This window comes from Mesorhizobium sp. M1A.F.Ca.IN.020.06.1.1, assembly GCF_004023265.1.
Taxonomy (GTDB): domain Bacteria; phylum Pseudomonadota; class Alphaproteobacteria; order Rhizobiales; family Rhizobiaceae; genus Mesorhizobium.
Window position 1 is genome coordinate 1 of the sequence record NZ_RZSR01000094.1, and the last position, 10,170, is coordinate 10,170.

A 10,170-nucleotide genomic window follows, 5' to 3' on the forward strand; every position below is an offset into this window, starting at 1 on the left:
GCAGGGCGGCGGATCTCGTGGCGGCCAAATGGCCAATGCCACTTTCGGCAGCCACAACCGCGAGTGCGCGATCGGCAAGGGCATGAAACACCCAAGGCAACAGTTCTGCTTCGGCCGACGATGCGTCGATCACCTGATGACCGGCGGGATCGATCCACAATCGCTGTTCTTGTTCCGGCGGACCGATGAGGAATATCGGGCGCATACCTGCATCCTCGATGTGACTGGCCAGCCCCAACCACTTGTCGCGATCCCAGAACTTGAATCTCCCTTCGCCGGGGGAGAGAAGGACGAACTGACGATCAGTTACCAGGCGCTTGGCCTCAACAGTAGCTTGCGGCAAGAGCTGCAATTCCGCCTCAAAAGGCAGAAGTCGGCCGGCCATGATTTCGGCCATTCGGTGCCACCGCTGCGCATTTGTCGGCGGGCGCCTCTCAACCCCAGCGATATTGCGACGGATGAAACCTGGGGAATTGGAAATATACTTCACGGGCAATCCGGCCGTTGCCAGATAACTCGGGATCGGGCGGCGGCCGGATCGGAGATCGAGCAGGTATTGCACTTGGCCAAGACGACGGACGAGGGAGCGGACTCCGGAAACGCTCTTCAGCGGCTGGTCTAGCAGCACCTGGTCGATGAATTCTTCCAGCACCGCTGACAGTGTGGTCGGCCAGGCCGAACCCTCAGCCGACGCGCAAACTATTGTGTGCTCAGGAAAAGCCAGGCGCAGCGCCCGGTACATCGGGATCCGCAACACCGCATCGCCAAGCTTTTCATTGTGGGTAAGTGTCAGAATTATTGGCTTCAATTGGTTCTGACTCGCCACCGGGCAAAGGCAAACGCTGCCCAACAGCCAAGAACACCGCCTACTGCCAAACCAAGATAGAACAAGGTCGGGTCTCCTAGAGCCGGTCGTCGGTCCAACTGTCGGGAAGCCGGCTTACACAGTAGCCGACTACGAAAACACCGACGAATCCCAAGACGATCCCTATCAATAAGCCTTCGATGAACAACAATATCGCTGCTCCTGAAAAGCAGCGTACTAGCGCATCTTTCCCCACAACCCAAGAGGTTACCATGACCGCATCCCGTGAAAAGGAGGCGCTCGCTCGCGTGCTCGTGCATGAGGGCGGCTACGTCAACCATCCCGCCGATCCTGGCGGCCCGACCAATAAGGGCGTCACGCAGCGCGTGTATGATGCCTATCGAAAGGGGAAGGGTCTCGCCACTCGCTCGGTCAAGGGCATCACCTCGCTCGAGGTGTTCGACATCTACGACCGTCAGTATTGGGATGCCGTGAAGGCTGACCAACTGCCCGCCGGCGTCGACTATGTCGTTTTCGATGGTGCGGTGAACTCCGGGCCCGGCCAGTCGATCAAGTGGCTGCAGCGTGCTCTCGGGCCGCTCTACAAAGGCAGCATCGACGGCGTGATGGGGGTCGGCACGCTGACCGCGGTGAATGCCGTCAACAACTGCGACGCGCTCATTGATCGGATCTGCGATCAGCGCCTGAACTTCCTGCGCCACCTTCGGACGTGGAACACTTTCGGCCGCGGCTGGGGTGCTCGCGTCGAGGAAGTGCGCTCGATCGGCAAGGCGTGGGCGACTGGTGAAACGCCGCAGGCTGCTGGCTTCATTGATGGCGGCCAAGCGAAGGCATTCATAGAGGATGCCAAGGCTGCGCCAACGACTGCACCGGCGGATGCGGCTACGGGTGCGGGTGTCGGCGGCGGGACTATCGCCGGCACGCTTCAGGGTCTTCAGGACCAGCTTTCCCCGCTCTCCTATGCGAGCGAGTGGGTCGGTCGCATCGTCGTCATCGTGGCCATCGTGAGCGCTGCCCTGGTCGTCGGCGGACTTGGCTGGCGCTGGTATGCGAACCGCAAGGCTGCGCGGCTCGGTGATGCGCTCGGCACGGCAGAGGTGGCGCCATGAAAGAAGTCTTCACAGAACTGATCCGCATGGCTCTTCCGGCAATCGCCGGCTTCCTCCTCGGCGTGCCCGTTGGCGGCGCACTGATCTGGTGGATATTCCTGTGAGCTTCCTCATCACGCTCATCGTCGGCCGGCTTGGCGTCTCTCGCCTGGTCGGTGGCCTCATTGCCTGGGCAGCCATCGCTCTCATCGCCAGCGGCGCGGCGCTCGGCGCCTACGAGATGATCAAGCACAAGGGCGCCGACGAACTCCGTGCCAAGATCGAAAAGGAAAACCAGCATGCGATTTCCAATGGCATCGACGCTCGCATGTCTTTTGACGACTGCATTGACGCTGGCGGGGTGTACGACTTCCGGCGTCAGCGGTGTTCCAGCCCTACGCTTGGCCCTCGGTAACAGTCTGGCTGGCGCACAGGGCAAGACGGTCGAGGATCAGAACAAGATCGACCGCACGATGGCGCCGGGCTGCGCCGTGAAGCTTTACACCGCGGCCGAATGCGATCGACACACCAAGGCCAGCGCCACGCGCCGGGCCGAACTTCGCTGATAGGAGGCGACAATGACCACCATCCTCATCGTGATCTTGATCCTGCTGCTGGTCGGTGCCGTGCCGGCGTGGCCTTATTCAGCCGGCTGGGGTCCATACCCGTCGAGCATCATCGGGCTGCTGCTGGTGATCGTGCTTATCCTGATGCTGCTTGGGCGGATCTGACTTTGATCCTCGCTCACATCACCAGTTCATTCCGGGAGACCTTTCCGGCTCGAGCGTCCGAATGGGCTCTGGCGACAATGCTGTTCGGTTGGTCGGTCGTGCTCTTCGCCAACCCGACGCTGTTCGCAGACACGCCCAGTTTCGCCGCCGGCCTGGCCCAGATCGTGCCGCAAGGTACTCTCGCGGTCCTTTGCGGCATAGCGGGCGCCGGTCGCCTGGTATGCCTCGGCATCAATGGGGCGTGGCGCCGCTCCCCGCATCTCCGGTCGGTCGGCGCGTTCATCGCGACCGGCTTCTGGTTCATTATCACGCTCGGCCTGCTGAAGGCCGGCGCCAACGGGACAGGGCTCGCGATCTACCCCGTCCTCATGTTCCTGGACAGCTACAATGTCATTCGTGCCGCTGGTGAAGCAGGCCTTTCAGATCAGCGCCACGGACGAGTGACAGGCGATGGACATCCCAACTGAAGTCTGGATCGGCGCCGCATACGGCGGCATCATTTTGCTTGTAGCGATCGGACGATATCTCAGCCGACCGAAGGAAGTCGCCAAGGTCGATCCGGTCATTACTGGCGTAGGCATCGAGCTCGGCAGCCGCGAGCAGACCGAACGGCTGATCTCCGAAGTTAAGCGTATCGGCGACATTCTGTCCGACAAGAACACAGAGGGCATCAATGACCGTCTTGATGCGCTTGCCGCTACTGTCGAGCGCCTACTGGCCGAGCGGTCGCACACGCGTCGACGCGGATAAAAGGGAACTTTCACGTCCCCTGCCGCATTTTTAGGTCCTACTCCAACCCTGCATTAGGCCCGTCGGCTTCGGCCGGCGGGCTTTTTTTTGTTCTCACATCGAGCAATGCAGCGAGGACTTCGGCCGGAGCTTCGATTCCGATGAAGCTGCGAACGAGGTCAGCTGCATGCCTTTGCCATTCTTGTGGCGGAAGACAACTTTCTACCACCGAACGCCGGAAGGCTTCTCGGATGACGTCAAATTCAAAAGCGGAAATAAAATTTGCAGAGCGCTTGCTCATGGCTTCCTCCCTGCGGAATTGGGCGAAAGCACCTGAGTTGACTTCCAAGCGCCCGTTTGCCGTCAAAGGTGCGGGCGACGGCAGAACCTTATACCCGCACCCTGAGGGCGTCGCTCTCATTTGTTGTAGCAGACGAAGAAAGACGACCGCCGAACAGGGCGGGGGGCTCGGGGTGCGTCGGCGGTCGTCGGAGGGCAAGGGGCCATAGAGGCAGCAAACTGCGTTGCGATCGGCCCTGGCTCACTATGTAGTTGATTCGGCCCGGATGAAAATAGCAAATGTTAACTGCGAGCCCGTCGGCTCACGGCGGACTTTATCCACGGCACAATTTCGCTAATTGCAACATGTACTACTCAGTCACTTTTTGTATCAATCGCCAGGTCTCACGAAACCTTGATTTTCCGGAATGGTTATCCTTGGGATAAGGGATCTCCCCGATGGGCCAGGAAAAGACCCAGAATGACAAGATGCTAGCCCTGCGCTTGGCGAAGGAAACAGGCATCACTCAAAACCAGGCGCGGGAATTGATCCGCTTGATTGGCACCAACTGGAATTCGCTGTTGCGCGAGGCGAGGTTTCTAAAGGGCCGCCATTGAGCGCGCGCGGCACCAACTTCCTCCATCAATGGCTAGCCAACAACCAGGCGGGCATGATCAGCGCGGACGTCCTGTCGATCGCCGAGCTCATTCAGCAACTATTTGCCGACGCAAAGTCGCTTGGCATCAGCAGCACTGAAATCGAGGAAGACACCGGCAGCATCTATCAGGCGATGCTGGATGCCGTGGTGCACCACGAGGGCGGGGCACCTGAATAGCTAGTTCAACCGGCTCGGCGCCTCGCTCAAATACCGGTGCAGAAATAGGGCGATCGTCTCTACGGTTTCGAGGTCGGGATAGGTCGCCAGCGGCTCGGTCACGTTGTCGCCCGCCTTGCCCAACATCGGGATCAACATGAACTCGTCGAAACGATGTGACCCGTCGGTGGTAACCACGAACTTGAAGCCGCGGAACTCACCGTTCAGCTCTTCCTCCATTCGCATCTGAAACGACAGATTGTCGTACCGGTTGCCGATCGGCGGTACAACGATGAAACTGCGGCATGCGTTCATAGCTTCCCCCTGGCCCAAAAAAAAGCCGGCGACCGATCATGCGGGGTTGAGGTGACACGTCCGGCCGCCGGCTGCGCTAGGCAACGCCGATATGAGATGCTGCGCCGACCTGACGAGCAATCGGAACGGCTCGCCATGGTCAACAGGCGGTTACTATCCACAGGTCACTTGAAGGCATACCTGTAAACAACATGGTCGGCCTCATCCGTGACCCGGATCCAGCGCTGTTCGTCACCGCGTACGTTCGTGACCTCGCTGCCCGTGGCCGTTTCCGCTGCCACCCATGGGGTATTAGCATTGGCAACGTGATGGGCCACAACGCTATCGCCATCCATTTCTTCCACTCGATAGACCTTCATGTGCGACCTCTGCTCCATTCACTCATCACCCGAACGAACAGAGATCGAGGAAGCTTGTTCCTACGCGGAACGATCGGCGGCTATACGGGATGCTAAGGCCTCAAGCGCCTCTACGTCGCTGGCATAGGACGCCGCGTGCGCCGGAAACCGCTCCTGCTGCTGATGATAGAAGTTCAGCCATTTCCGTAGATCAGCAATCGGGAACGTTCCGCGCCATTGGTCTTTCACCAGCGTGAAGGTGCGCCCGCCGTCGAATCGTAGGTCGCCACTGTCTTCATGGGCGCTCTTATAGGAGGATGACCTAAACGGAAGTTCGCTTCCTTTGGCACAGAAACGGCACAGATATGTTCGAATGTTTTTGCTCTGTTCACGCTCTTTCAGTGGCGATTTCTCAATGAAATCAGAGAACGCACTGCATTGACATTGCAGGGGTCACAAGTTCAATCCTTGTCACGCCCACCATCCTTTCAATCACTTAGCTAACCCAATGTGCCGATTGGCACAGAAACTCCGGGTCGAAGATTTCCAACCGCGACCCCGGAACCAAAGCGGACGCGTTCCGTTGCACGCCAAATGGGGACTGGCTGCAATGGCCGAAGACGAGTTGGAAGGTTTATATAGATTCCATCAAATTGCGCGCCGAGCGGTATCGGCTTCGAGCCGAAGTCGACGCCGAACGGCAACAAGCGCGACGGATCCGCAGCGAACTGCAGTCGGCCCGAGAGCGAGCCTGGATATTCCGGCAAGGCCCAGAAGATCTCTAACGCACCGTGCAACTGATCTGACGCTCGCAAGTTAACCTTCATCGTCGGCAACTAGCAAAGGACGCCGGCGGCTGAGAGACAGCGACCGCGTTCCCGTCTGAACCAAGACCCGAGACGCGTCGTGCGAGACCGAATTCCCGACAATCCACGCCCGCGCCCTCTTCAAGCCGAGAGCGACAGGAAGCTCCTCGCCCAAACGAGAGATGTGATCAATCGTTCGAGGCAGAAGCTCATCGACACAGAACCGCAGATCGATCCGCACCGGTTGAAGCGGATTTCTCGCAAAGTCGCTGGGGTCTAGACTAGACCTCGGCCTGCGGGAACATGCGGTACTGCCGATCGGTCGGCCTGATAGTCGACGACGGCGGTGCCAACCCCTTCCAGCTGAATTTCGGCTGCTGCCGGTCCAAGCCCGATATCCAGGTTACGCTTTTCGCCAGCGGCAGGGGAAGCGAGAGGCATATCCTCAGACGCCCGAGACGGCGCAAAGTGCTTTCATCCTGGCGACGGCGAGGTGAGGATCGGCCAGCAACCCCGCCTGATCGGCGAGGCGGAAGACATCGGCATAGTGGCAGATGCCGCGTGCCGACTGCATGCCGCCGACCATGGTGAAGTGATCCTGGTGGCCATTCAGCCAGGCCATGAAAACGATGCCTGCCTTGTAATATTCCGTCGGGGCTTCGAAGATCTTGCGCGACAGCGGCACGGTCGGCGCCATCAGCGCGTCATAGCCGGCCCGGTCGCCCTCGGCGAGCCTGGCCAACGCGGGGTTGGCCACCGGGGCGATGGCATCGAAGATGCCGAGCAGCGCATGCGAGTGCCTCTTGCCGTCGCCCGCGATCAACTCCGGATAGTTGAAGTCGTCACCCGTGAACATCACCACGCCTTCAGGCAGGCGGTCTCGCAGCAGCACCTCCTTGCCGGCGTCGAGCAGTGATATCTTTATGCCTTCGACCTTGTCGGCGTGCCGCTCGATGATGGCGACCACGGTGTCCAAGGCGGTATCGAAATCGTTGCTGCCCCAATAGCCCTTGAGCGCCGGATCGAACATGTCGCCCAGCCAGTGCAGGATCACCTTGCCGGAGGCTTGGCTGAGGATCCGGTCGTAGACGCGGGCATAGTCGTCCGGGCCTTTGGCCGCGGCCGCCAGCGCGCGGCTTGCCATCATGATCGCCTTGCCGCCCTCGCCTTCGATGAAGGCGAACTGCTCCTCATAGGCTCGGATCACATCGTCGAGCGTCCTTGCCGCGGCCGGCGTCAGGTGGTCGGTGCCGGCGCCGGAGGCGAGATCGGCGCCTTTCACCGTGCGCGCCTCGGCGATCGAGCGCCGGATCAGTTCTTTCGCGCTCGCCCAGTCGAACCCCATGCCGCGCTGCGAGGTGTCCATCGCCTCGGCGATGCGGAAGCCGAGCCGCCACAGATGATGACGGAATGCCATGGTCTTGTCCCAGTCGACCGCCGGCCGCGACCAGGGATCGGTCATGGCGAAGGGGTTGGCGACGACATGGGCGGCGGCATAGGCGAGGCGCGGGAAATCCGCGCCGATGTTGGGCTGCGCCGGTTGGCCGACCAGCCGGTAGCCGACACGATCGCCATTCTTCGCAGGCAGGATGATGTCCATCGAAATCTCCCTTCGTGGCAGCCTATAGATGGAACGTTCCAATAAATCAAGAACCTTTATGATCCCTGCGACTGAAGCGATCCAACGCAGCGCTGCGGCCCTAAACCCATACATTTTCTGGCCATCGATCAATTTTTCGAAATCGACATGATTCCCAGTTGACTCCGGTTTGACGCAATGTTTAGAACGTTCCAATAAAATTTTAGCGCCGGACGCGGAGGAAGCACGGATATGGCCAGCCGGGCCAAGGCGACGATCCTGGACATCGCCCGCGAGGCCGGCGTGTCCAAATCGACGGTATCGCTCGTGCTGCAAGGCAGCGGGCTGATCCGGCCTGAGACCGCGGTCAAGGTCCGCAAGGCGATCGAGGATGTCGGCTATGTCTACAACCGCGGCGCCGCCAACCTGCGCAAGGCGCATTCCAACGTCATCGGCATGGTGATCAACGATCTCACCAACCCCTTCTTCGCCGAGCTGGCGGTTGGCATGGAGCGCGTCTTTCAGGCCGCAGGCATCGTGCCCTTCATCGCCAACACCGCGGAAAATCCGGTCCGCCAGGAAGAAGTGCTGAAGTCGCTGCTGGAACAGGGCGTCGCCGGTTTGATCGTCTCGCCGGCGCGCGGCACCACGCCCGGCGCCTTCCGCCGCATCGAGGCTGCCGGCGTGCCGGTGGTCTTCGCCATGCGCCGCCTGCCCGAGAGCCGCATCCCGGCAATCGCGCCCGACAACCATCGCGGCGCCTATCTCGCCACCCAGCATCTGATCGGCAAAGGCCACCGCCGGCTGGCTTTCTTCGGCGGTTCGTCCGACCTCGTTGTCTATCACGACAGGCTTGGCGGCTTCATCGAGGCTTGCGAGGCGCTTGGCATCCCGGCCGCCAACCGGACGATCGTCGAAGGCGAGACCAGCCGCAGAGGCGGCATGGCCTGCCTGGAGACCGCGCTTGCGGCAGCCGAGCCGCCGACAGCCGCGCTTTGCTTCAACGACGCCGTCGCTTTCGGCGTCATGCTCGCGCTGCGCAAGCGCGGCCTGGAGGCCGGGGCCGACTTCGCCGTGGTCGGTTTCGACGACGTGGCCGAAGCCGAGCACTACATGCCGGCGCTGACCAGCGTCGCCGTCGACACCCCAGGCCTTGGCGAGCGCGCCGCGCACGTCATGCTGAAGATGATCCAGTCGCGCACGACGCGCGCCGAGGACCATATCGGCGCGGTCAGCCTCGTCGTCAGGGAAAGCTGCGGCCCGAGCCGCAGCGCGCACGGCACTGGAATGGGAGACGCGGCATGAGCGTGAGATGGGGCCTGATCGGCGCGAGCACAATCGCCAGGCAGTTCATGATCAACGCCATTCGCGCGCAGGCCGACGGCGAGGTTGCCGCCGTGATGAGCTCCAGCGCAGAGCGGGCTCAAGGCTACGCCAAGGAAAACGGCATTCCTAAAGCCGTCTCGACGCTCGATGCGCTGCTTGGCTCGGACATTGATGCCGTCTACATCTCGACCACCAATGAGCTGCATCTCGAACAGGGGCTGGCCGCCATCAAGGCCGGCAAGCATGTGCTCTGCGAAAAGCCGCTGGCCCTGACCAGCGCCGATGCGCGCAAGATGGTGGCGGTGGCCAGGAAAGCCGGCATCGTGTTCGGCACCAACCATCATCTGCGCAATGCCGGCGCGCACCGCGCGATGCGCGAGGCAATCGCAACCGGCCGTATCGGCAAACCGATCGCCGCGCGTGTCTTCCATTCCGTCTATCTGCCTGAAAGCCTGCAGGGCTGGCGCATCACCAGGCCTGAAGCCGGGGGCGGCGTGGTGCTCGACATCACGGTGCATGATGCAGACACGCTGCGCTTCGTGCTCGGCGACGATCCGGTCGAGATCTCGGCCTTCACACAGTCGGCCGGCATGGCCGGCGGCGGGCTGGAGGACGGCGCGATGTGCATCTGGCGCTTCAAGTCCGGCGTCATTGCGCAATCGCATGAAGGCTTCACGACCAAGTTCGCCGGCATCGGTTTCGAAGTGCATGGGTCGGAGGGCTCGCTGATCGCCACCGATGTGATGACGCAGAAGCCGGTCGGCTCGGTGCTGCTGCGCACTGCAAATGGCGAGGAAGAGCTGAGCTTCGATCGCGAGGACCTCTACACCCGCTCGCTGCGCCAGTTCCATGCCGCGATCCGCGGCGAAGGCCAGCCTTCGGCCACCGGCGAGGACGGCATTTGGTCGCTGGCATCCGCCGAAGCAGCACTGCAATCATCGAAGACCGGCAAGGCCGTGATCATCGATCCGCAACTCGGGAGCCTCGCGTGAGCAAGCTCGTCACGGCAGCGCATGCCGCCAGCCTGATCAAGGACGGCATGGTTGTCTCGGTGTCGTCCTCGAGCGGCCTCGGCTGCCCCGACGCCGTGCTCGCCGCGATCGGCGAGCGCTTCGATGCGGAAGGGCATCCGAGAGCGATCACCACGCTGCACCCGATCGCCGCTGGCGACATGTACGGCATCAAGGGCATCGACCATCTCGCCAAGCCTGGCCTGCTCAAACGCACGCTCTGCGGCTCGTATCCGTCAGGCCCCTCCTCCGCCGAGCCGCCGCGGATCTGGCAGATGATCGGCGACGACTCGGTCGCGGCTTACAACGTGCCCTCCGGCATCCTCTT

The 10,170-nt window shown here is 61.6% G+C and carries 15 protein-coding genes and 1 pseudogene; 11 read left to right on the plus strand and 5 right to left on the minus strand.

Going from position 1 to position 10,170, the window contains the following annotated elements; translation table 11 throughout:
- Positions 1-808, minus strand: an 808-nt coding sequence (locus EOA60_RS06760) for a glycosyltransferase family 9 protein (RefSeq protein ID WP_164899206.1), incomplete at its 3' end; no start/stop codon positions are given.
- Between the two features lie 269 nt (positions 809-1,077).
- On the opposite strand from EOA60_RS06760, the gene EOA60_RS06765 reads away from it, so the two are divergent.
- From EOA60_RS06765 to EOA60_RS06790, 6 genes are all read left to right on the plus strand, one after another.
- On the plus strand, positions 1,078-1,935 hold the full coding sequence (locus EOA60_RS06765; RefSeq protein WP_127335508.1) for a glycoside hydrolase family 108 protein: 858 nt from the start codon (positions 1,078-1,080) through the stop codon (positions 1,933-1,935).
- A 100-nt stretch (positions 1,936-2,035) separates the two neighbouring features.
- A complete protein-coding gene (locus tag EOA60_RS06770) occupies positions 2,036-2,329 on the plus strand; it encodes a hypothetical protein (protein ID WP_127335498.1) in 294 nt (97 codons plus the stop codon).
- Positions 2,316-2,480, plus strand: a complete 165-nt coding sequence (locus EOA60_RS38810; RefSeq protein WP_245479231.1) for a hypothetical protein — start codon at positions 2,316-2,318, stop codon at positions 2,478-2,480. Before EOA60_RS06770 ends, EOA60_RS38810 begins: the two co-directional genes overlap by 14 nt.
- A 12-nt stretch (positions 2,481-2,492) precedes the next feature.
- Positions 2,493-2,645, plus strand: coding sequence for a DUF3309 family protein (locus tag EOA60_RS06780; protein ID WP_127335500.1), 153 nt, complete (start codon positions 2,493-2,495; stop codon positions 2,643-2,645).
- 2 nt (positions 2,646-2,647) lie between these two features.
- Entirely contained in the window at positions 2,648-3,112 is a 465-nt protein-coding gene (locus EOA60_RS06785; protein WP_128311166.1) for a hypothetical protein, read from the plus strand.
- The gene (locus tag EOA60_RS06790) at positions 3,096-3,395 is read left to right on the plus strand and encodes a hypothetical protein (protein ID WP_127335502.1); all 300 of its coding nucleotides are present in this window, start codon (positions 3,096-3,098) and stop codon (positions 3,393-3,395) included. The genes EOA60_RS06785 and EOA60_RS06790 overlap by 17 nt, the downstream gene beginning before the upstream one ends.
- A 37-nt stretch (positions 3,396-3,432) precedes the next feature.
- Here the strand turns inward: EOA60_RS06790 and EOA60_RS06795 are convergent, their stop codons facing one another.
- Complete coding sequence (locus EOA60_RS06795) at positions 3,433-3,675, minus strand: hypothetical protein (RefSeq protein WP_127335503.1); 243 nt, start codon at positions 3,673-3,675, stop codon at positions 3,433-3,435.
- A gap of 437 nt (positions 3,676-4,112) precedes the next feature.
- Between EOA60_RS06795 and EOA60_RS37400 the strand changes: the two genes are divergently transcribed.
- Both EOA60_RS37400 and EOA60_RS06800 read left to right on the plus strand, forming a co-directional pair.
- On the plus strand, positions 4,113-4,271 hold the full coding sequence (locus EOA60_RS37400) for a hypothetical protein (RefSeq protein ID WP_164748370.1): 159 nt from the start codon (positions 4,113-4,115) through the stop codon (positions 4,269-4,271).
- Positions 4,268-4,489 (plus strand): DUF768 domain-containing protein, encoded by a 222-nt coding sequence (locus tag EOA60_RS06800; protein WP_127335504.1) that lies wholly within the window; start codon positions 4,268-4,270, stop codon positions 4,487-4,489. The genes EOA60_RS37400 and EOA60_RS06800 overlap by 4 nt, the downstream gene beginning before the upstream one ends.
- Here the strand turns inward: EOA60_RS06800 and EOA60_RS06805 are convergent, their stop codons facing one another.
- The 3 genes from EOA60_RS06805 to EOA60_RS06820 all read right to left on the minus strand — a co-directional run bounded on the left by EOA60_RS06805 (position 4,490) and on the right by EOA60_RS06820 (position 7,527).
- Complete coding sequence (locus tag EOA60_RS06805) at positions 4,490-4,783, minus strand: hypothetical protein (RefSeq protein ID WP_127335505.1); 294 nt, start codon at positions 4,781-4,783, stop codon at positions 4,490-4,492. It lies immediately after the preceding gene.
- 164 nt (positions 4,784-4,947) lie between these two features.
- On the minus strand, positions 4,948-5,142 hold the full coding sequence (locus tag EOA60_RS06810) for a hypothetical protein (protein ID WP_127335506.1): 195 nt from the start codon (positions 5,140-5,142) through the stop codon (positions 4,948-4,950).
- A gap of 1,230 nt (positions 5,143-6,372) precedes the next feature.
- A complete protein-coding gene (locus tag EOA60_RS06820) occupies positions 6,373-7,527 on the minus strand; it encodes a dihydrodipicolinate synthase family protein (protein WP_095823427.1) in 1,155 nt (384 codons plus the stop codon).
- Between the two features lie 231 nt (positions 7,528-7,758).
- Between EOA60_RS06820 and EOA60_RS06825 the strand changes: the two genes are divergently transcribed.
- From EOA60_RS06825 to EOA60_RS06835, 3 genes and pseudogenes are all read left to right on the plus strand, one after another.
- Positions 7,759-8,811 (plus strand): LacI family DNA-binding transcriptional regulator, encoded by a 1,053-nt coding sequence (locus tag EOA60_RS06825; RefSeq protein ID WP_095800485.1) that lies wholly within the window; start codon positions 7,759-7,761, stop codon positions 8,809-8,811.
- Positions 8,808-9,824, plus strand: a complete 1,017-nt coding sequence (locus tag EOA60_RS06830) for a Gfo/Idh/MocA family oxidoreductase (protein WP_095823428.1) — start codon at positions 8,808-8,810, stop codon at positions 9,822-9,824. The genes EOA60_RS06825 and EOA60_RS06830 overlap by 4 nt, the downstream gene beginning before the upstream one ends.
- Positions 9,821-10,170 (plus strand): annotated as a pseudogene (locus EOA60_RS06835) (acyl CoA:acetate/3-ketoacid CoA transferase); the annotation flags it as partial. The gene EOA60_RS06830 and the pseudogene EOA60_RS06835, both read left to right, overlap by 4 nt.